Origin of the sequence: Streptomyces sp. BoleA5, from assembly GCF_000373665.1 — a bacterium.
In the GTDB taxonomy this organism is placed as follows: domain Bacteria; phylum Actinomycetota; class Actinomycetes; order Streptomycetales; family Streptomycetaceae; genus Actinacidiphila.
On record NZ_KB892103.1, the window covers coordinates 142,179 to 163,124 of the forward strand.

19 protein-coding genes and 3 pseudogenes are annotated in these 20,946 nt (G+C 72.0%); 15 read left to right on the forward strand and 7 right to left on the reverse strand.

Annotated elements, in window-relative coordinates:
* Window positions 1-113: 113 nt before the first annotated feature.
* Window positions 114-842, forward strand: a complete 729-nt coding sequence (locus B085_RS0119000) for an NADPH-dependent F420 reductase (protein WP_324603871.1) — start codon at window positions 114-116, stop codon at window positions 840-842.
* A 280-nt stretch (window positions 843-1,122) separates the two neighbouring features.
* Here the strand turns inward: B085_RS0119000 and B085_RS50830 are convergent, their stop codons facing one another.
* On the reverse strand, window positions 1,123-1,479 hold the full coding sequence (locus B085_RS50830; protein ID WP_018560163.1) for a transposase domain-containing protein: 357 nt from the start codon (window positions 1,477-1,479) through the stop codon (window positions 1,123-1,125).
* A 317-nt stretch (window positions 1,480-1,796) separates the two neighbouring features.
* On the opposite strand from B085_RS50830, the gene B085_RS47100 reads away from it, so the two are divergent.
* Window positions 1,797-2,402 (forward strand): hypothetical protein, encoded by a 606-nt coding sequence (locus B085_RS47100; RefSeq protein ID WP_078619960.1) that lies wholly within the window; start codon window positions 1,797-1,799, stop codon window positions 2,400-2,402.
* Between the two features lie 175 nt (window positions 2,403-2,577).
* Here B085_RS47100 and B085_RS0119010 read toward each other — a convergent pair.
* Window positions 2,578-3,036 (reverse strand): annotated as a pseudogene (locus B085_RS0119010) (transposase); the annotation flags it as partial.
* A gap of 215 nt (window positions 3,037-3,251) precedes the next feature.
* Window positions 3,252-4,460: an acyltransferase family protein gene (locus B085_RS0119015; RefSeq protein ID WP_018560165.1), complete on the reverse strand. Its 1,209-nt coding sequence runs from the start codon at window positions 4,458-4,460 to the stop codon at window positions 3,252-3,254.
* 94 nt (window positions 4,461-4,554) lie between these two features.
* Here B085_RS0119015 and B085_RS48700 point away from each other — a divergent pair.
* Window positions 4,555-4,745: pseudogene (locus B085_RS48700) on the forward strand (IS5/IS1182 family transposase); the annotation flags it as partial.
* 288 nt (window positions 4,746-5,033) lie between these two features.
* Window positions 5,034-7,334 carry an esterase-like activity of phytase family protein gene (locus B085_RS0119020; protein WP_018560166.1) on the forward strand — a complete coding sequence of 767 codons (2,301 nt, stop codon included), beginning with the start codon at window positions 5,034-5,036 and terminating at the stop codon, window positions 7,332-7,334.
* Between the two features lie 74 nt (window positions 7,335-7,408).
* On the opposite strand, the pseudogene B085_RS42915 reads toward B085_RS0119020, so the two are convergent.
* Window positions 7,409-8,144: pseudogene (locus B085_RS42915) on the reverse strand (class I SAM-dependent methyltransferase).
* A gap of 109 nt (window positions 8,145-8,253) precedes the next feature.
* On the opposite strand from B085_RS42915, the gene B085_RS0119030 reads away from it, so the two are divergent.
* The 3 genes from B085_RS0119030 (at window position 8,254) to B085_RS0119040 (ending at window position 9,987) form a co-directional block, all read left to right on the forward strand.
* Window positions 8,254-8,727: a carboxymuconolactone decarboxylase family protein gene (locus tag B085_RS0119030; protein WP_018560168.1), complete on the forward strand. Its 474-nt coding sequence runs from the start codon at window positions 8,254-8,256 to the stop codon at window positions 8,725-8,727.
* 113 nt (window positions 8,728-8,840) lie between these two features.
* On the forward strand, window positions 8,841-9,479 hold the full coding sequence (locus B085_RS0119035) for a DUF1345 domain-containing protein (protein WP_026251202.1): 639 nt from the start codon (window positions 8,841-8,843) through the stop codon (window positions 9,477-9,479).
* A gap of 175 nt (window positions 9,480-9,654) precedes the next feature.
* Window positions 9,655-9,987: a hypothetical protein gene (locus B085_RS0119040; RefSeq protein WP_018560170.1), complete on the forward strand. Its 333-nt coding sequence runs from the start codon at window positions 9,655-9,657 to the stop codon at window positions 9,985-9,987.
* 101 nt (window positions 9,988-10,088) lie between these two features.
* On the opposite strand, the gene B085_RS0119045 is transcribed toward B085_RS0119040, so the two are convergent.
* Window positions 10,089-10,568, reverse strand: a complete 480-nt coding sequence (locus B085_RS0119045; protein ID WP_037731965.1) for a MarR family winged helix-turn-helix transcriptional regulator — start codon at window positions 10,566-10,568, stop codon at window positions 10,089-10,091.
* Window positions 10,569-10,950: 382 nt separating this feature from the next.
* Between B085_RS0119045 and B085_RS0119050 the strand changes: the two genes are divergently transcribed.
* The 6 genes from B085_RS0119050 to B085_RS0119080 all read left to right on the forward strand — a co-directional run bounded on the left by B085_RS0119050 (window position 10,951) and on the right by B085_RS0119080 (window position 17,047).
* Window positions 10,951-11,307: a hypothetical protein gene (locus B085_RS0119050; protein ID WP_018560172.1), complete on the forward strand. Its 357-nt coding sequence runs from the start codon at window positions 10,951-10,953 to the stop codon at window positions 11,305-11,307.
* Window positions 11,308-11,521: 214 nt separating this feature from the next.
* Complete coding sequence (locus tag B085_RS0119055) at window positions 11,522-11,722, forward strand: hypothetical protein (RefSeq protein WP_018560173.1); 201 nt, start codon at window positions 11,522-11,524, stop codon at window positions 11,720-11,722.
* A 771-nt stretch (window positions 11,723-12,493) separates the two neighbouring features.
* Window positions 12,494-13,147: an FMN-dependent NADH-azoreductase gene (locus B085_RS0119065; protein ID WP_018560175.1), complete on the forward strand. Its 654-nt coding sequence runs from the start codon at window positions 12,494-12,496 to the stop codon at window positions 13,145-13,147.
* Between the two features lie 223 nt (window positions 13,148-13,370).
* The gene (locus B085_RS0119070) at window positions 13,371-13,631 is read left to right on the forward strand and encodes a hypothetical protein (RefSeq protein ID WP_018560176.1); all 261 of its coding nucleotides are present in this window, start codon (window positions 13,371-13,373) and stop codon (window positions 13,629-13,631) included.
* A gap of 47 nt (window positions 13,632-13,678) precedes the next feature.
* Window positions 13,679-16,555, forward strand: a complete 2,877-nt coding sequence (locus B085_RS0119075) for a SpoIIE family protein phosphatase (RefSeq protein WP_037731988.1) — start codon at window positions 13,679-13,681, stop codon at window positions 16,553-16,555.
* A gap of 231 nt (window positions 16,556-16,786) precedes the next feature.
* On the forward strand, window positions 16,787-17,047 hold the full coding sequence (locus B085_RS0119080) for a response regulator transcription factor (protein ID WP_018560178.1): 261 nt from the start codon (window positions 16,787-16,789) through the stop codon (window positions 17,045-17,047).
* A gap of 27 nt (window positions 17,048-17,074) precedes the next feature.
* Here the strand turns inward: B085_RS0119080 and B085_RS0119085 are convergent, their stop codons facing one another.
* The gene (locus tag B085_RS0119085) at window positions 17,075-17,620 is read right to left on the reverse strand and encodes a TetR/AcrR family transcriptional regulator (protein WP_106434976.1); all 546 of its coding nucleotides are present in this window, start codon (window positions 17,618-17,620) and stop codon (window positions 17,075-17,077) included.
* Between the two features lie 173 nt (window positions 17,621-17,793).
* On the opposite strand from B085_RS0119085, the gene B085_RS0119090 reads away from it, so the two are divergent.
* On the forward strand, window positions 17,794-18,645 hold the full coding sequence (locus tag B085_RS0119090) for an oxidoreductase (RefSeq protein ID WP_018560180.1): 852 nt from the start codon (window positions 17,794-17,796) through the stop codon (window positions 18,643-18,645).
* Window positions 18,646-18,704: 59 nt separating this feature from the next.
* A complete protein-coding gene (locus B085_RS0119095) occupies window positions 18,705-20,156 on the forward strand; it encodes an aldehyde dehydrogenase (RefSeq protein ID WP_018560181.1) in 1,452 nt (483 codons plus the stop codon).
* Between the two features lie 75 nt (window positions 20,157-20,231).
* Here B085_RS0119095 and B085_RS42920 read toward each other — a convergent pair.
* Window positions 20,232-20,946 (reverse strand): hypothetical protein (locus B085_RS42920; RefSeq protein WP_234018602.1); only part of this gene is annotated, 715 nt, incomplete at its 5' end.

Genomic DNA, 20,946 nt, shown 5'->3' on the forward strand with positions numbered 1-20,946 from the left:
GGCGCTGACGCCTTGCCCATGACCGTAGGGGGGCCTTCCGCCGTACCCGTCCGTTCCCGGCGGATCCGCCGATCCGCCGATCCGCCTCCTCGCTTGCTGCCTTTGCCCGCTTTTTGCGGCCCGCCGGAAACAGAACCGAGGGGTACGGGGTTGCGCTCTATATGGCGACTCTCGGACTGATCGGCAGCGGATCCATCGGCGGCACCCTGGCGCGGCTCGCCGTGGCCGCGGGCCTGGACGTGGTGCTCAGCAACTCGCGCGGGCCGGAGACCCTGGACGGCCTGGTGGCCGAGCTGGGACCCCGGGCCCGCGCCGCGACCCCGGCCGAGGCGGCCGCGGCGGGCGACTGGGTCGTGGTGACGATCCCGCTCGGGGCCTTCGACCAGGTCCCCGCGGCCCCGCTGGCCGGGAAGACGGTCATCGACACCGGCAACTACTACCCCCAGCGCGACGGCCGGATCGCCGCGCTCGAGGACGGGACGAGCACGGAGAGCGGGCTACTCCAGGGCCACCTGCCCGACGCCCACGTGGTGAAGGCGTTCAACAACATCTTCTTCCGCCACCTCGCGGAGCTCGCCCGCCCCAAGGGCTCCCCCGACCGGACAGCCCTTCCGATCGCCGGCGACGACCCCGCCGCCGTCGCGGACGCGGCGAGCCTCCTCGACGTGCTCGGCTACGACGCGGTCGACTACGGCACCCTCGCCGACAGTTGGCGCTCCCAGCCCGGCACCCCGGTCTACGGTCTGCCGTACGCGGGCGACGAGGCCGACTTCTCGAAGGTCGCGGGGGTCCCTGTGCCCGCCGACACGATCCGGGCCGCGCTCGCCGCCGCCACCCGCTGAAGGCCGGGCCCGCGGCGTCCGCCGCCGCCGCCGGCGGGGCCACGCGGGATCCGGCGTTCGCGCAGGTCACGAGCCCGTGATCGGCCGATGGCGGAGGCGGGCGCGCCGTCAACGAGCAGCGGCGACCGGCACGTTCGGGAGGCCTCAAGGGCCAACGCCGTGACTCTGTTGGTGATCTTGTTCGGGGTGCTGACGGTGGGGCGGCGGGGTGCTTCGCTGGAGGCATGCGGGGTGGCCTCGGGTTCCGGGGTGTGGGTGCGGTGTCGTTGCGGCCGGGGAGTTACCAGCGGATTCCGGTGAGGACGGTGCGTACGGCGTGGGCGGCGGTGGACCTGCGGGCGGGGATGCTGCTGCTGGGAGACCGGAACTTCGCGGCCTCCGCACTGCTGAACAGCCGGGCGGCCACCGGAGCGGACCTGCTGGTGCGCTGCACGTCCGGCCGGAACCTGCCACCGGTGGAGACCTGCCGGTAGCCCAGCCCGGTGAAGAGCACTCCGGCCAGCAGGACGTAGACCGTGACCCTCGCCGACACCAAGCGCACCCTGCGCTGCACCGTACCGGTCTGCGTCAGCACCGCATCGACCATCTCGAACGGCACGATCCGGGTCAGCTCGCCGATATGCCCTGGCGCGAACACCCCGGCCGCTACCCCACCCGGTCTCGTTATAACAGCCTGTTCCAACAGCGGAGCTCCTGTGGTGAGGATGTCTTGGAGGACAAACCTCTTCTACACCAGCTCCGCTGCCTCGTTCACGAGCCTTGACGAACAGCCCCCGCCCTTACAGTACCTGCCACACGACGTCCCACAGAAGGAAGCTGTCTATGCCCAGCCAGGCGGCTGGGATCCCATCTTCTGGTGTGGCATCTGCGAGCGTGGGCGATGTAGGCGGTCGGCACCGGATGGCCAATGGTTCTTGACAGGTTGCTGACATTCGTGGGTCATGATTCGATGGCATGACCCAATCACCTATCTCCTCCCGCGTCCTGGGCGGGACCGCTGCGCTGATTTGCGTGTTCGTCGCGACCGCTTGTGGCAGTAACACAGGCAGCACCGGTGGCCCGTCCGGTGAGCACGACATCGCATCCTTGACGACCGGCACGCCAACAGCCGGGAAGGACACGGCACTCGCCGACGCGACATCACCCAGGGGAGAGGACGACCGCCCTCAACTACGCCTGGATGATTCAGACGTTGACCGCGACCGCTACTGGCGTGCGTACGCCACCTGCCTGAAAGAGCACGGCCACAAGATGGCCTCAGCACGGGGCCCCTACGTCATCGATGGGAGCGACAACAGCCCCACCGCCAGGGCGGCAATGAAGACCTGCGCCAACAAGCTGCCTCGTCAGCCGCCCGAGTTGGATCCCGAAAGGAACCCGCACTACGCCGAAAACTGGCGAGCCAATATCAAGTGCCTGAACGCCAAGGGATTGAAGGTTGTCTCTTTGCCGGATAATTCTGGCTGGAATTATGCCGGCCATAACACCATGGGCTATGACGAGCAGGTCAAGGTGGAGAAGGAATGCACGATGGAGGCTTTCGGCGGAAAGAAGCGCTGAGCACCTATCCGGTGGTCTTCATTGAGCCTTTTCAGGGGGGCCACCGATCGGGTGACGGCCGGCTGGTTGGAGCCCGGTGCGAAGCGGACGGGGCTCCTCGACGGTTGAGCGAGATGTCTGACGTCTCAACTCTTCTGCCGGGGCGCCTCGTTGGTTACTCACTGACTTCGGCTTGTCAGGGTGACGCTGGATCGTTGAGGGTCAGGCCGGTGCCTGCTATGAAGCCGTCGAGGGTGTCGGGCCGGTACTGCAGGTGTTTGAGCCGGTTGCGGACGAGGGTCTCAAGGCGCTCGAGGGCGACGACGGCGAGGTTGGCCAGGCTGCGTTTGACGTGTGCCCATACCCACTCGACAGGGTTGAGATCGGGCGAGTAGGCGGGCAGAAGGAACACCGTCAGCCACTCGCGCTCGGCGATCAGCTTGCGCATGGCGTGGGAGAAATGGGTGTTCAGACGGCCCCAGACCAGCACGATGGGTGCCTTGACGAGCTGATGGGCGCCGTCGATCAGTGCGATGAAGTCCCGCTCGCCCATGCTGCGACGTGCGCCTTTGCCCGCTCGGTGACTGCGCAACCGGTGGCACAGTCTCGTGCGCGAGCCCGGCCGTATCGCGATCAGCCCGGCAACCGACAGGCGTCGTGCCACCTCCAGCGGCTTGATGTCCTGCTCGAACAGCTCGGCCGCCTGCATCCGCACCGACTCACGGCGCATACGACCCGAAGCGGTCAGCCCGCCCCCATCCGCATATCTCACACACAACGGAATACGGCTACCAGACCTGAACCATCAGGCACATCGTCGAAGTTCACCCCGACGGGCCGAAATCAGTCACTGAACGGCGTTGCCTCTAGCTAGGGCCGCATCCCGAACAGGAAGCGTGTCGCCCGTGTGCGGCGGACCAGCAACTCGTACGCGGCGAGCGTGAGGACGAGTGCGGTCACCACGAGCACGGCGTACTCGACCAGGATCGGCGCGGACCAGCCGATCACGAAGTACGCGACGGCGACCACGATCGGCTGGTGCAGGACGTACAGCGGCAGCACGGCCGCCGCGAGATGACCATAGAGGCGTCGGCGCGTCGTCGGGGCCGGGTTCGGCGCCGCGTGCGGCTGCTCCGGCCGCCGACGGTCGAGGAGGCCCGGGATGGCGACCACCAGGCACCATCCGGCCGCACCGAACAGCGCCCGTGAGACCGTGGCCAGGGCGGTCATCTCCGTGAAGGGCTCGTCGGCCAGGGCGAAGCCCGGGCCGGCCGCCGCGAACAGCAGGGCGCCGAGCCAGGCTGCGATCCCGGCGTCACGCCGCATCACGGTGCGGAAGCGGTCGTCGGCGGCGAGCACGAAGCCGGCGACGAAGAACAGCAGGTACGACCAGCGGTGCCAGCCCGCGTACTCCTCCTCCAGCCGTGCGAAGGCGCAGATCGCCGCGAAGGCGAGGGCCGGCAGGAGCACCAGGCCCCGCCGGCGCAGGGTCGCCTCCGCCACCCGGTCGCCGATGCGGCGGACGCGCTCGCGCGGCAACCACCGGTGGAACGGCACCAGCACGAGGGAGAACGTCAGGAGGAGCACGACGAACCAAAGATGGCCGGTCTCGAAGTGCTCGCCCTGGACCAGGAAGGGGAACTCTTCGGGCTCCAGGTGCACGTCGTAGAAGCGGGGCAGGAAGCCGAGGTACGACTCGTGGTAGTCGGCGTCGGCCGAGCGCAGCCGCAGCCACTGCGGCAGCGGGTTCAGCGCGAGGGTCGCGAAGACCAGCGGAACGCCGAGCCGCAGCAGCCGCTCGCCGGCGAAGCCGCCCGCGCCGCGGCGCTGGAGCGAGTGCCAGGCACCGAGGCCGGAGATGAGGAACAGCAGCGGCATCGCCCAGACGACCCCGAACCCGGCGATGATCATGATCGCTTCGGTGGTCTCCGCGTTCTTGACGTAGTAGTCGTCGTCGGCGGCGAATACGAGCGCCGAGTGGAAGAAGACCAGCCCGATCACGACCAGCATCCGGATCGCGTCCAGCTCCGACCGCCGCTCCGTCAACGGTGCCTGCGCCCGGCCTGCGTGCGTCGCCATGTCTGCGCCCCCCGTCGCCTGTACGTCACCAGTGTTGGAAACGCGGGCGTCGCGCGCCACCCCCGCAACGAACTCCGCTCACATCGAGGGCGGCGGAAGTCAGGGAACTCGGGGGACGACCCGGGTGCCTGACCGGGGCCCATGGAGCACGTTCCCAGCGGGGCAAGCGGGCGGTGAACTCCACCCACGCCAGGATCCGAGCCGTCGGCGAGCACGAACAGGCCGACGCCGGCCGGGAGAGTTGGCGGCTCGCCACGTGAACTCCGTTGCGGCACCACCCGCATCAGAGGCACCACCCGGCAGGGCCGGTCCCGGAGCGCCGCCGTGGGGCAGCGGCCCGCGTCAGCTTCCGCCGGGCGCCGTGCCCCCGCTCCCGCAGCGGCGCCGGAACCGCTCGGCGCGGCCGGCGGTGTCCACCACACGGGCGGTGCCGGTGCCCCCGCATGCGTACGGACCGGGGCACTCCGGTCGCACCGTGCTGGCGATCTTCGCCGGTTGTTCACCTGTGGGCCCGATCGCGCTGGTCCGGCGGCGAGATGATCGCCTTTCCGACCGCAGCGCAACGGAGAGACGATGCTCCCCAAGAGAACCTACGCCGCGCTCACGACCGCGGCCGTCGCCGCCGGCACGCTGGTGGCCGCGAGCCCGGCGAGCGCCCACCACCCGCACGTGACGCCCACCTTCCAGCGCACCGCCACGTACCCGGTCTTCCAGAACCGCCCCGCGGGCGAGGACCCGGCCACGGCGACCGTCGCCGAGATCTCGGCGGTCAGCGAGGACGGCCGCACCCTGGTCTACACCGACGCCCTGGCGCGCCGGATCGGCTTCCTCGACATCGCCGACCCGGGCAGCCCCCGCGGGATCGGCACGCTGTCGCTGGCGGAGCTGGGCGACGCCGAGGACGAGCCGACCTCCGTGGCCGTGGTGGGTCAGTACGTGCTGGTCGTGGTGAACACCAGCAGCGGCTACTCCACGCCTTCCGGGCGTCTCGACGTCATATCCCTGCGCGACCGCAAGCGGGTCACCAGCTTCGACCTGGGCGGTCAGCCGGACTCCATCACCGTCACCAAGGACAAACGGTACGCCGCGATCGCGATCGAGAACGAGCGCGACGAGGAGGCGACCCCGCCGGGCGGCGAGGAGGGCGACCTGCCCCAGGCCCCGGCCGGCTTCGTGCAGATCGTCGACCTCAAGGGCGCCGCGCCGCAGCACTGGAGCACCCGGGCCGTGCCGCTGACCCGCCCCGACGGCACCGCGCTGCCCGTGCTGTCCGCCGCCGGGATCGTGGAGCCCACCGACCCGGAGCCGGAGTACGTCGCCGTCAACGGCCGCGACCAGCTGGCCGTGACGCTGCAGGAGAACAACGGCGTCGTCCTGGTGGACCTGCCGACGGGCCGCATCACCAAGGCCTTCACCGCCGGCACGGCCACCGTCCGCGGCATCGACACCGTCAAGGACGGCGTCATCGACCAGAGCGGCTCGATCACCGACGTGCGGCGCGAGCCCGACGCCGTCAACTGGATCGACGACCGCTACTTCGCGACCGCCAACGAGGGCGACTGGAAGGGCGGTACGCGCGGCTGGACCGTCCTCGACAGCCGCACGGGCAAGGTCGTCTGGGACGCGGGCAACAGCTTCGAGCGCCTGGCCGTCCGCTACGGCCTGCACAACGAGGACCGCGCGGCCAAGAAGGGCACCGAGCCGGAGGGCGTGGTCGTCGCCACCTTCCACGGCGTGCGGTACGCCTTCGTCGGCTCCGAGCGCAGCAACTTCGTCGCCGTGTACGACGTCAGCCGCCCGACCGCCCCGGTCTTCCGCCAGATGCTGGCCATCACCAACGGCCCTGAGGGGCTGCTGCCGATCCCGTCGCGCGACCTGCTCGTGGTCTCCAGCGAGGAGGACGACGCCTCGGTCAACGTGCGCGCCTCGGTGAGCCTGTTCCGGCTGGGCGAGGGCACCCCGTCGTTCCCGGGCATCGTCTCGGCCACGGACTCCGACGGCGCGCCGATCGGCTGGGGTGCGCTCGGCGCGCTGTCCGCCGTTCCCGGCAGGCGCCACGAGCTGTACACGGTCACCGACGCGGCGTACTCCGTCACCAAGATCATGACCATCGACACCTCGCGGCAGCCGGCGGTCATCACCCGGGCCCTGACCGTCAAGGACGCCGACGGCAAGCCGGTCGGCTACGACGCCGAGGGCATCCACGCCCGTCCGCAGGGCGGCTTCTGGCTCGCCGTCGAGGGCGCCACCGGCGACGGCAACAAGCTGGTCCGCCTCGACCGCGACGGGGTGACCCGCCAGGTCGTCCCGCTCCCGGCCGACGTCGCCGCGGGCCTGGCGAAGCAGGGCTTCGAGGGCGTCACCGCCACCACCGACCGGCGCGGCCGCGAGGTGGTCTGGGCCACCCTGCAGCGCGAGGTCAAGGGCGACCCGGCCGGGGTCGTCCGGATCGGCCGCTACGACGTCGCGTCGGGCACGTGGAGCTGGTTCGGCTACCGGATCGCCACCACGGACACCCCGGGCGACTGGATCGGCCTGTCCGAGATCACGGCGGTCGGCGACAAGCTCGCCCTGATCGAGCGGGACAAGCTGAACGGCCCCGCCGCGAGGGTCAAGCGGGTGTACACGGTCGACATGCCGAAGTCCGCCGCCCCGTCGGGACCGCTCCAGGTGCTGCCCAAGACGCTGGCCCACGACGTGCTGCCCGACCTGCGGGCGACGAAGGGGTGGACGCAGGAGAAGCTCGAGGGCCTCACCGTGGGCGGTGACGGCCACGCCTACGCCGTGACCGACAACGACGGCCTGGCCGACGCCACCGGAGAGACGGTCTTCATGGACCTCGGTTCCGCCAGGAAGGTCTTCGGCAAGCGCTGATCGTCCACGCCGCCCTCCCCCGTACGGCCGCCGGCTCCACCGGCGGCCGTACGCGCCAGGCCCGTGCGGGCCGCTCACGCCTCCGGACGGCGCGTGAGGAAGACAAGCTCCCGGCCGGGCCGGTCCGGGGCGTCGCGCACCTCGTCGAGGACGTACCCCTGCGCGGTGAGCGCCGCCTCGACCTCCTCCCGCCGGCGGAACCGGAGGGTGGAGGTCGAGGTCAGCGTCTCCCGGCCGACGGCCAGGACGTAGGTCCAACGGAACGTCACCAGCGGCCCGCTGACGTCGAGCAGTTCGACCCAGTACTCCACCGGTCCGGTCCCCGGCACGTCCACGACCCGATGCGACGCCTCCCGGTTCCAGCCCTCCCACGCGCGCCTCGCCGGGTCCCGGGTCTCGAACACCAGACGGCCGCCCGGCCGCAGCGCCTCGTACGCCCCCCCGCAGCGTCTCCCGCCACACCCCGGGGTCGTCGATCGCCTGGGCGACGTTGGCCGTCATCGTCGCCAGGTCCACGCACAGCGGCGGCAGTCCTGTCGCGTCACCGTGGATCCACCGGACCCGCTCGCCGCCCGGCTTGGCCCGGGCCACGTCGAGGGCGGCCCCGGCCGGGTCGACGGCTACGACCTCGATGCCGAGGCCGGCCAGACGCAGGGCGAACACCCCCGTTCCGCAGCCGATGTCCAGGACCCGGCGCGCCTCGTACTCCCGCGCCAACGCGGTGTACGCGTCGAGGTCGCCGCGGCCGGGATCGTCGAGGGCGTCGTAGAGCGCGGCGAGCCGCGGGTCCCGGAATTCCTCGTCGGCCATGGGGGCGACGCTACCCGGGGTGGGACCCGTGTCACATCCGTGGACGTCACATTTCCACCGGCCCGTCCGTCATGGCTGCGTAACCGTCACCACGTAGGAGGAGACCGCCATGGAAGCCCGCGTGAACCTGTTCGGCAACGCCCTCGCGCTCAGGTTCTTCAAGCACCTCAACTCGGCGGGCAAGGTGCCCGCGGAGTCGGGGCTGCCGGCCGCGACCCAGGAACTGGTGAAGATCCGCGCCAGCCAGATCAACGGCTGCGCCTTCTGCGCCGACATGCACACCAAGGAGGCGGCCGCGGCCGGTGAGACCTCGGTGCGCCTGAACCTCGTCGCGACCTGGCGCGAGGCCACGGTCTTCTCCGAGGCCGAGCGCGCCGCCCTCGAACTCACCGAACAGGGCACGCGCATCGCCGACGCCGCCGGCGGCGTGACGGACGAGGTCTGGGCGAACGCCGCCAAGCACTACGACGAGGACCAGCTCGTCGCCCTGATCGGCCTCATCGCCGTGATCAACGCCTACAACCGCGTCAACGTCGTCAACCGCCAGCCCGCGGGCGACTACCGGCCCGGCCAGTTCGGCTGAGGACGGACGCCCCGGCCCGTGCCCACGGGCCGGGGCACCGCCGGCCGCCCCTTCGCGCGGTCCCAAGTGCCGCTGCCGTGAACCATGTGCGCGGGGTTGTAGCGCGATGCGGCATGAGCACCGGTTTGCCGCTCTCGGCGGTCCCCCGACCGGCAGGAGCGATCGTCGTCGGAGCGACCGCCGGCGCGCTCGTCGCCGGCGTCCTGTCGGACGCGTCGCTGGGGGTGCTCGCCGGGATCGCCGCGACGGAGACGGTCTTCGTCGTGACGGGCTGGCTCGTGCTGTGGCCGATGGACGCGGCCGCCGCCCACCGCAACGCGCGGCGGGAGGACTTCCGGCCGGTCGTCGAAGAACTCGTGGTGGTGGGCGCGGCCCTGTTCGGGCTGCTCGCCATCGTCGTCCTGCTCCTGCGCGGTGGCTCCGACAGGGATCACGCCGCGGCGGCGACCGCGCTGGGCGGGGTGTTCATGGCCTGGGCGGCGCTCCACCTGATGTACGCCGCGCGCTACGGCTACGTGTACCACGCGGTCCCGACCGGCGGGACCGACTTCAACTCCCCGCACCCGCCGACGTACCGGGACTTCTTCTACTTCGGCTACAACCTGGGCATGACCTACCAGGTCTCCGACACGGACGTCTCCAGCCCGGCGATCCGTGCCACGGTGCCGCGGCACTCGCTGCTGTCGTACGTCTTCGGCACCAGCATCCTGGCCACCACCATCAACCTGGCCGTCGGCGTGGTCACCGGCTGACGCCGACCCGCGGGCTTGTACGCCGGGTGCGGAATTCATGTCAAGTCCCGAATTGCAGCGACATGACGCCGGGCGCCGCGCCCGGCTTACTGGAGGCATCGGCTTCACGCCCCCCAGGGGCAGCCCACCGGCACCGCCGGAACCCCTCCACCACCGCTCCCGAAGGACGACGACCATGGCCCGCACCCACCTCACCAAGCGCCTCGTCACCCTCACTGCCGCGACCACCCTGGCCGCCGGAGGCGCACTGATCCCCGCCACCGCGTTCGCCGCCACCACACCGTCCGAGGCGCACGCCGCGGCCGCGAAGACCTCCGGCAGGGGCGGCGGTCACGGCGGAGGCGGGGGGCACGGCGACTGGGACCGGGACCGGGGCGACGGCCGCTGGAACCAGGGCGGCAACCGACCGAACAGCAGCGGCAACGGCAGCATCATCATCGTCGTCGGCAACAACAACTCCACCAACGTCAACAACGGCACCATCAACAACGGCGTGATCCTCGACTGAGGGTCCGGCGACCTCGCCGGCCCGAAGACCACAGCACCTCCGGCCACCGGAGGTGCTGTTCCGTTCCGGCGCACGGACGCGCGCCGGAACGGAGCCCGGGGTCACCCCTCGGAGCAGAACTCCTCGCCCGGCGACGTCCGCACCCGAGCCAGGAGCCCGCGGAGCACCGTGACCTCCTCCGGGGAGAGATCGCCGAAGAGCCCCCGCTCGACCTCGTCCACCGCGGCCCGGGCCTCGGCCAGGACGCCGCGCCCCCGGTCCGTGATGGCGACGATGTGACGGCGCCGGTCCGCCGGGTCGCGGCGGCGCTCGACGAGCTGCGCGGACTCCAGGTCGTTGAGGATCGCGACCATGACGCTCGGATCCACCTCGAGCGCCGAGACAAGACCCTGCTGCCCCATGGACCCGCACCCGCCGAGCAGCATCAGCGTGGCTCCGGCCCGCGGCGCCAGGCCGCACGAGCCGAAGGCGCGCCGGACGCGGCTGTCGGCGATGGCGCCGTGCCGGGCCAGCAGGAAACCGAGCTGCTCCAGCGGGTCGCCGCCTGCAGCACCCTCAATCGCGATCTCGTTCACTGCCATGGACTCATCATAGCGCGCCACCAACCATCGTGAGGGGTGGTTAATCCATGACCTTCAACGATTTCGGTGCACACGTTCCACCCATGGACGGACAATCCACCGCAGCTCCGGCGGACCTCAGGCCCAAGTTATTCCACTTCTCCGGATTCCTCGCCCGAGGCGATGGTCACACCCCTCAAATGATTGACCCTCCTCAATCATCTGTTAGGTTCCATTCACCAGCGATTCACAGCGACGCCGGTCCCAGCGGATCCAGCGCCTGCGAACCAGGAGCCCCGCCCCGGCGGCCCCGCGGAATCGCTCCGCACGACGGGGACCGGCCCACCGGCCGGACCGTCGTCCGACGCCCCCACACAGGGGCACAACAAGGAGACGACCAGTCATGAACAAGTGGACGCGCATCATCGCCACCTCCACCGCCTCGGTGGCACTCGCCGGCACCGCCCTGCTCGGAGCCACCGGCTCGGCCTCGGCCGCTCCCCGGCCCTCCGGCCAGGACCGGCAGACCGTGTCCGTCAACACGGCATGGGACAGGACCGGCGACCGCGCCGGGAACGACGACCGGCGCTGGAACAACGAGATCACCCGCCACCACTACGACTACGGCCACCACGGCGTGCAGTACTGGCACGGGTACGACGGCAAGCTCTACCGGTTCGACGGCCACCGCCTGGCCCGCTGGAGCCACGGCCACTGGGTGACCGTCTGGCTGTCCTACGGCCACGGACCCGTCCGCTGAGGCGCGACCGCATCCGGCACACCCCGCCGGACCACGCGCGCCCCGGCGACCGGACGGCCACGCACCGTCCGCCAGGGCAGGGAGCCGCACCGGTGCCGAGCCGCACCGTCCTCGCACGGCCCGGCACCGGCCGGCTCCCGCTCCCCTTCCTCCTCTGATGCCGCTGATCCCGCCGATCCCGCCGGCACACCGAACCACCCGGAGAACAAGCACCATGCTCAAGGCCATCCCGACGACGAAGTCCGGCGGACTGCTCACCAGCGCCTTCGTGGCGATGCGGCGTCGGCAGACCCCGGCCACCGCCTCCGGCACCGGACGGCACCGCGGCCGGCCCGCCGGCGAGGACCTCGCCTCCATCGGCGCCCCGGGCATGGGCACCCACCGCCGCCCGCTGGACGCTTCCGGCCAGGACTGAACCACCCCGGCGCAGCCGCGCGTCACCGGGCCCCCGTCCCACGCTCCGTGACCCGGGCTCCGTGACCGGCTCCGGCGCCGACGAACCGCCGGTCCGCGCCCTGGCGCCGGACCCGCTTCCGGACCTCGCCGGCCTCCGCCCCTACCGGGCCGCCCCCGTACGGGACAGCAGAGTCCGGCGCCCGCAGGGCGAGCCGGCCGCGAGCCCGCGCGCACCACACGTCCCGGCAGACGGCCCGCACCCCTCGCCGCGCCGCCGCGCGCGTCCGGGCGGCGACTCGACGCCGCCCCCGGCCTCACGGACCGGCTCCGTCCGGTCCGCCTCCACGGCGATCCGCACCCCGTGAACGTCGTCGCGGACGACTTCGGATCGGTGCGCGCCGGCCATCCGGCGGCCGAACGCGCGGTCGCGGGGCTCCGGTTGCCGCCCGGCGCGACACCGGGGCACGCCCCCACGCGCGCGAACGACGCGGCGATCCGCCGCCCCGCCGACGCCCCCTCCGGCGCCCCCGCTGCAGCTCGGGCAGGCGCCCTCTTCGCATGTCAACTCCCCATCCGTCCGGATGGGTTCGCCGCCGCACACCACCCCACTTACCAAAAGTTAGCGGCTAATCCCCTCTTTGGGTCGCGGCAGCCGGGTGCTCCACGGTGGAGACGTGGGACCCGCACCTCGCACCCCCCGGCGAGGCGGGCCACCGGGCTCCCCGGCGCCATGACGCCGGGGAGCCGCCCCACGGGGACACGAACCCACCTGACGCAACTGGAACTTCACATGGCCACCCTGCTGCACCTCGACTCCTCCCTCCACCCGGGCTCCGACTCCCGCTCCCGCACCGTCGCGCTCTCCTTCCGCGACGCCTGGCGCGAGCAGCACCCGGACGGCACGGTGCTCTACCGCGACCTCGCCGCGGACCCGCTTCCCCACCTCGACGTGCACGGATTCTCCGCGGCGTTCGTCGACGCCCCGTCCCGCACGCCCGAGCAGGAAGCGGCCTTCGCGGGCCGGCTGACCCTGATCGAGGAGCTGGAGCGGGCCGACGCCGTGCTCCTCGGCGCCCCGATGTACAACTTCACGATCCCCTCGACGCTCAAGAGCTGGATCGACCACGTCCTCATGGTCGGCCGCACGACGGGTGACACGTCCAGCGTGAAGGGCGTGCCGGTCACCGTCATCGCCAGCCGCGGCGGCTCCTACGCGCCCGGCACCCCGCGGGAGTCCTCCGAGTACGTCCAGAACTACCTGCGGGCCATCCTCGGCGAGTACATGGGCCTGGAGCTGGACTTCATCGTCCCCGAACTCACCGCGGCGGCGTCGAACCCGGCCATGGCCGAACTCGTCCCGCTGGCCGAGGCCTCCTGGGCCCGGGCACTGGAGGACGCGACCACCAAGGGCAAGGAGGTCGCGCAGCGCGTCAGGGCCGCCTGACGCCTGCCCGTCCTGCCCGCGCCCCGCCCGTGTCCTGCCCCTTTCCGCCGCTGCCCCACCGGGGACGGGCAGGACCCGGCCGGCTCGCGCCGGGCCTGGTACCGGGAGGCATAGGAACAGCGTTCCGTGGCCGGCGCCGCCGCGTTGACGCAGCCTTGACCCTGTCCAGCACACCTCGCACGGCCTCCCGCCGCGGCGACCGCGCCCCGTTCGGAAGATGCGCATGAGCAACCAAAGGACCACCGACCACGGCCCCGCCGCCCCCGGCCCGGCCTCCGGCGCCCAGGAGACCGGCATCGACGGTCTGGCACACCTGGTCGACGACCTCGCGCAGGCGATGGCCACCACACCGGAGGCCGTCCTGGCCGGCATGTCGGACGACGTACTGCACGCCCTCTTCCGCCTGCACGTCCAGGGGGAACCCTCGCGCGGCCCGCGGCTCGACGGGGAGCCGGAACCCGGGCGGAACCGGGCTACGAGGTAAGGCCTGCCTCGCCTGCCAGCTTTCCTCACGAAATGTACATTTACATGGTGAACGACCGATTGGCGCTGCTCGCCGCTGTGGAGAAGGGCATCGCCGAGGGCGAGGTGCTCCGGCTCGCACTGCAGCACGCGGTCGCCGAGCTGGACGGGCTGGGCGGCACGGTCCACCTGTGCGGGCCGATGTCGGCGCTGCGCCTGGTGTCGACGGTCGGGCTGTCCTCGGGGTCCGTACGCCCCTGGGAGATCATCGAGCAGGAGAGCCCCGCGGTCCCGGCCCGCGCGGTGCGGCGGCGCGGGCGCGTGTGGGCGGCCGACGGATCCGCGGGCGCGGTCCGGCCCTTGGCGGGGAAGGGGTGGCCCGGCACGGGGCTGGCGTCCGTGGCGCTGTCGGACGGCGTGACCTCGGTGGGGTCGCTGACCGTCGTGACCGGCCCGGCCGGAGAGCCCACCGAGGAGCAGTGGCGCTTCCTCGAGGCGGTGACCGCCTGGGCGCAGGAACGCGTGGACCAGGCCCCGCCCCCGACCCGCCCCACACACGAGGAACCCAGCGGCAGCCGGCTGCGGCAGGCCCTGAAGGCCGTCGAGGTGGGCACATGGGACTGGAACATCCGCACGGGCGAACTCGCCTGGGATGACGCGGCCATGGCCGTCTACGGCACCGATCCCGCCGACTTCGTGCCCCGGGTCGAGAGCTGGATGAAGGTCGTGCACCCCGACGACCTGCGCTGGACGCTCGCCGCCGTCGAGAAGGCGATCCGGGACCACGGCGTGTTCGAGGCCGAGTACCGGGTGCGCCGCCCGGATGGCAGCTACGGGTGGACCGAGACCCGCGCCAAGGTCGTCCTGGACGACAGGGGCGAGCCGTACCGGATGATCGGCACGGCGTGGGAGAGCAACGAGTCCCGGTCCGCGCGCGACGCGTTGAGCCGCGCGCTGCGGTACATGAGCGACGGCTTCCTCTCCGCCGACGAGGACTGGCGGATCACCTTCGTCAACCTGGAGGCGGAGGACGTGCTCGGCTCCTCCGAGGCGGAGCTGTTCGGCCGGGTGCTCTGGACGCTGCCCTCGGTGCGGCAGGTCCCCGGGCTGGAGTCCCGCTGCCGGGAGGCCGCGGCCAAGGCGGCGCCCACGAGCTTCGACGTACGGATGCCGGACACTGACTCCTGCTACCAGGTCCGGCTGGTCCCGCTGCCCGACGGGGTGACGCTCTACTTCACGGACGTCACCGAGCGCCGCAGGCACGAGGCCGAGCGCGCCGCCGCAGAGCGTGCGGCGGGCGAACGCGCGGCACGGATCGCCGAACTCACCGCGGCCCTCGCCAAGGCGACGACCTCGCGCGACGTGGTGGACGCCGTCGCCCAGCGCGTGCTGCCGCCGTTCGCCGCCACCGGGCTGCTGGTGCAGGCGCTCGAGGACGGCAGGGCCTACAACGTGGGGTCGGTCGGCTACCCCCAGTCCTTCCTCGACAACCTCCACGGCCGTCCCCGGAGCGCCAACGACCCGGTGTGGGAAGCGATCTCGACCAGCGGGCCGGTGTTCGTATCCTCCGCGGAGGAGTACTCGGCCCGCTACCCCGCGATGGCGGACCGCCCGCACCTGACGGGGAAGGGATCGTGGGCCTTCCTGCCGCTGACCGCCTCCGGGCTCACCTTCGGCGTCTGCGTGGTCGCCTTCGACCAGCCGCGGCGCCTGACGGACGAGGAGCGCACCCTGCTGAGCGCCATCAGCGCCCTGGTGGCCCACGCCCTGGAACGCGCACGGCTCTACGACGCCGAGCACACCCGCTCCCGGGAGCTGCAGAGCGCCCTGCTCCCCCAGCAACTGCCCGCGCTGCCGTCCTGCGAGCTCGCCGCGCGCTATCTGCCGACCGAGCAGGGCGCGGACGTCGGGGGCGACTGGTACGACGTGATCCCGCTGTCCGCCGGCCGGGTCGCGTTCGTCATCGGCGACGTGATGGGTCACGGCCTGTCCGAGGCGGTCACCATGGGGCGCCTGCGTACGGCGGTGCACACCCTGGCCGGCCTCGAACTGCCCCCCGACGAGATCATGGGGCATCTCAACGACATCGTCGGCGGACTCGGCTCGGACTCCTACGCGACCTGCCTGTACGTCCTCTACGACTCGACCACCGGCAGCTGTTCGGTCACGCGCGCCGGACACCCCCCGCCCGCGGTCGTGCATCCCGACGGGACCGTGCGCTTCCCGAAGGCGGCGCCGAACCCTCCCCTGGGGGCGGCCGAGCAGCCGTTCGAGAGCGTCGAGCTGCAGATCCCCGAGGAGAGCATGCTCGTGCTGTTCACCGACGGGCTGGTCGAGTCCTCCGAGCGCGAGATCGACGAGGGCCTGGGCGACCTGGCGCGGCTCCTGGCCGACGCGGACGGCGCCGACCTGGGCACGCTCTGCGACACCCTCATCTCGGGGCTGCTCCCCGTCGGACGGACCACCAGCGACGACATCGCGCTCCTCGTCGCCCGCGTCCACGCCCTCGCCCAGGACCGGATGGCCTGCTGGCCGCTCCCCGAGGACCCGCGGGCGGCCGGGATCGCCCGCAGGCACGTCCGGGACCAGCTGGCCGCCTGGGGCCTGGAGGAGCTGACCCCGACGACGGAGCTGCTCGCCAGCGAGCTCGTGGGGAATGCCGTGCGCCACGGCAGGGGCCCGATGGCGCTGCGGCTGCTGCGGGACATCGACCTTGTCTGCGAGGTCTCCGACGACAGCCTGACGATGCCCCGCATCCGTCACGCGTCCGAGACCGACGAGGGCGGCCGGGGACTGCAGCTCGTCGCCTCCCTGTCCCAGCGGTGGGGCACCCGCTACACCCCGAACGGCAAGTGCATCTGGACGGCACAGCAACTGCCTGACCCCGACGTCCGCGTGCCGTCGCCGCAGCCGTTCGACCTGGACGCCGTACCGCCCCTCGAGTGACCGTCCGGCGGTCCGGCTCCTCTTCGCGGACAGCGGTACCGCACGGGCGGTGGTCGCGGGGCCGCCAGCCGGAGGCCGCGGTGTGACACGTCTGTGACAGTCGGCGGACAGGGCGAAGACGCCACAGCGCGAAGGTGGTGGATGTAGGGCAAAACACCCTAAACGGACACCCATCTCCCGCTTCCGAGGGCGCGAGCAGCCACGACAGCCGCCCCGCCGAAGGACACCCCCATGAGCCCCGCACCCGCCACGCCCCCCGCCGACACCGACGCCGAGACGGGTGCCGACACCGGCACCGGGCTCCCCGAACTCGCCCCCCGCGAACGCGAGACCCTCCGCCACATCGCCGCGGGCCGCACCTACCTCCAGACCGCCCGCCACATGGGACTGTCCAAGCACACCGTCGACGCCTACCTCCGCCGCATCCGCGCCAAGCTCGGCATCCACAGCACCGCCGAACTCACCCGCACCGCCATCGCACTCGGGCTGTGAGCCGTACGGCCCCGTCCGCCCGCGAGGTCAGGACCGCCCGAAACCGTTGAGGAACGTGTCCACCACGAGGTCGGCCGCCCGCGGCGGTTCCACGTCGGGGAAGCGGTGGGCGACGGTGTCCACCAGCTGGTCGAGGGTCGCCCTCACCCACTCCGGGGAGGCGTCTGGACGCAGATACCCCTCGTCGGCGGCGCGCCGCAGGAAGGCGTCCAGCCGCGCGCTCTGCTCGGCGCGCCGGCGGTCCGCGTCGGGATCCTGCCGCATCATGCGGCGCGTGTCGACGGGCCACTCGCGGCTGACGGGGACGATCCTCTCCACGTAGCGGTGCAGGGCGACGGGCACGGGTGCCTCCATCAGCCGCGCCTCGTCCAGGACACGCTCGGCGGAGTCGAGTTTCGCGTGGAAGACCGCATTGAGCAGCGCCTCGCGCGTGGCGAAGCGGCGGTGGACGGTCGTCCGGTCCACCCCCGCCGCGGTGGCGATGGCCGACATCGAGGTGCCCGGGTCCTCGGCCAGCAGTCGGGCCCCGGTGCGCAGGACCGCTGCGAGATTACGTGCCGCATCAGCTCTCATGATGGCGACACGATAACAGCGAGTCGCAATTAGACGTACATCGCCATCACAACCGCAGCATCCGCAATCAGGAGTGCTACATTGATGTTGCAGTTAGTCGACGAGTTTCCACAGTGATCTCGGTTCCACCCATCGGCCCGGGAGCGCTCGTCACAGGACAGGAGGAACGTTCCATGGCACGTACATGGCTGATCACCGGTGGTTCCCAGGGTCTCGGCCGGGCCCTCGCGGTCGCGGCGCTGGAGGCCGGGGACCAGGTCGCCGTGACCTCGCGCAGGCCGGAGGCACTGGCCGGACTGGCGCAGGCCCACCCCGAGCGCCTGCAGAGCCTCGCGCTGGACGTCACCTCGCCCTCCGGCGCCCGGGACGTGGTCGCGGCGGTGGTCGAGCGCTTCGGCGGCCTCGACGTCGTGGTCAACAACGCGGGCTACGCCACCAACGGCACGGTGGAGGACTTCCCGGAGGACGAGTTCCGCGCGCAGGTCGAGGCGAACCTCTTCGGGGTCGTCAACGTGACGCGGGCGGCGCTGCCCGTGCTGCGCGGCCGGCGTTCTGGACACTTCGTGCAGATCTCGTCCATCGGGGGCCGCGTCGGCGGCACGCCGGGCCTCAGCGCCTACCAGACCGCCAAGTTCGCCGTCGCGGGCTTCTCGGAGGTCCTGGCGAACGAGGTGGCCCCGCTCGGCATCAAGGTGACCGTCGTGGAGCCGGGCGGCATCCGCACCGGCTGGGCCGCCGGCGCCGCGCTGACCTCGGGCCCGATCACGGCCGACTACCGGCAGACCGTCGGGCTGTGGGGCGAGCGGCTCGCGGCCTACAGCGGCCACGAGCCCGGCGACCCGGCCCGCATGGCCCGCGCGATCGTCGACGTCGTCGGCGCCGAGGAGCCCCCGCGCCGCCTGCTGCTCGGCAGCGACGCCCTGGAGATCGCGCTGAGCGCCGAGGAGGCCCGGCTCGCGGAGGCCAGGACGTGGGCGGACGTCAGCCGTTCCACGGACCATCCGGCCGTGCCCCGCTCCGCCTGACCCCGGGCCCGGCCCCCGCCGTCTCCCACTCCCTCGCCCCCACCGGAAGGACATGACTGATGATCATTCGCGACAGGCTCTACATCGGCGGCTCCTGGGTGTCCCCCAGTGACCCGGACCTCCTCCTCGACATCCGCTCCCCCCACGACCGTTCCGTGCTCGGCCGGGTGGCCCAGGCGGCCGACGCGGACGTCGACGCCGCCGTGGCCGCGGCGCGCGTCGCCTTCGACCACGGGCCCTGGCCGCGCACCGACCCCAAGGAGCGGCAGGAGGTGATCCGCCGGGTCAACGCGCTGCGCGAGGCCCGGTCCGACGAGATCGCCGCGGCCATATCCGCCGAGAACGGTTCGGCGGGCTGGTTCACCAGGGCCGGCCAGCCGTTCCTGACCCGCCAGGTCGCGGCCTACCTCAAGGCCGCGGCGGAGCTCGGCTGGGAGGAGGTCCTCGAACCCTCGGACCCCTCGGTGGACTTCGACACCGTCGTCAGGCGCGAGCCCATCGGCGTGGTCGCCGCCGTCATCCCGTGGAACTCGCCCTTCTCGGCGGCCACGGCGAAACTCACCCCGGCCCTGCTGGCGGGCAACACCGTGGTCCTGAAGGTCTCCCCGGAGAACTCGCTGAGCATGATGCTGCTGGCGGACCTCTTCCACGAGGCGGGTCTTCCCGAAGGCGTGCTCAGCGTCCTGCCCGCGGACCGGGAGACCAGCGAGCACCTCGTCTCGCACCCGGACGTCGACAAAATCGCCTTCACCGGGTCGACCCGCGCCGGCCGGCGGATCGCCTCGATCGCCGGCGAGCAGCTCAAGCGGATCAGCCTCGAGCTGGGCGGCAAGTCCGCGGCCGTCGTCCTGGAGGACGCCGACCTGCCCGCCGTGATGCAGGGGCTGCGCTTCGGCTCCCTGGCGAACAACGGCGAGGCCTGCATCCTGCAGACCCGGATCCTGGCGCCGCGCAGCCGTTACGAGGAGGTCGTCACGGCCCTGAAGGAGATGGTGGAGTCGCTGAAGGTGGGCGACCCCTCCGAGCCGGACACCTTCATCGGCCCCATGATCCGCCGCGACCAGCAGCAGCGCGTGATCGACTACATCAGGCTGGGGATCGAGGAGGGCGCCCGCCTGGTCACCGGCGGCCCCGAGGTTCCGCCCGGGCTGGAGCAGGGCTACTACGTCACCCCGACCGTGTTCGCGGACGTCGACAACGGCATGCGCATCGCCCAGGAGGAGATCTTCGGCCCCGTACTGGTCGTGATCGCCTACGACGACGAGGACGACGCCGTGCGCATCGCCAACGACTCCGAGTACGGCCTGTCCGGAGGCGTCTGGACCGCGAGCCCCGAGCGCGCACTGGCGGTCGCCCGCCGGCTGCGCACCGGCACCGTCACCCTGAACGGCTCCCCGATGAGCTTCGACGGCCCGTTCGGCGGCCACAAGGCGAGCGGCGTCGGCCGCGAGTACGGCGCGGTCGGCCTGACCGGCTACGTCGAGTACAAGACCATCACCCGCCGGCGGTGACGGGGCGGGCCGGGCCCGGACGGTGTGGCGCGCCCCGGGCCCGGCGGTCACCGGCCGCGGCGGCGCGAGCGGGGGTCAGTTGCCGTCGGCGTGGAGGTTCTTGACCTTGATCCAGTCACGGCTGCGGCGACCGGGCAGATACGTACTGGTCAACCGCTTGGCCACCACCCCGTCATACCCCTCCTGCCGGATGTAGTGCAACGCCTCACTCGCCATCGCCGGCCAGTACGGCGGCACCACCACATGCGGCCCCGACACCCCCAGATCATCCAGCAACGCCCGCCGCGCCGTGAACGGCGAATGCAACACCGGCTCCCCCAGATGCAAGATGTCGTACACCACCAACTGCACCGGCATCGCCGCCGCGGCCTCCGCCACCGCCGCCGGATGCCGCACACTCATCCGCCGCTGCAACCGCTCCACCGACACCCCGCCATGCTTCCCCAACGCCACCACCTCCCCGTCCAGCACCCCCACCAGACCCGGCGGCAACACCCCCGCCAACCCCACCAGCTCCGGATACCCCGCCGTCACGTCCTGCCCGATCCCCGACACCAACCGCACCCGCCCGTCCCCCGGCAGATACACCAGCACCCGCGCCCCGTTGAACAACGGCTCGAACCCGTACTCCGCCTCCGCCTCCGCCCCCGGCAACGGCCCCGCCACCGCCAGCATCGGCGACCACGCAGGCAGATCGGCCCGAACCACGGAATCCGCAGGAACACGCGTACCCATATACACCAGCATCCCCCCACACCCCCCGACCGGCGAATCAAACACCGCGGAGCCC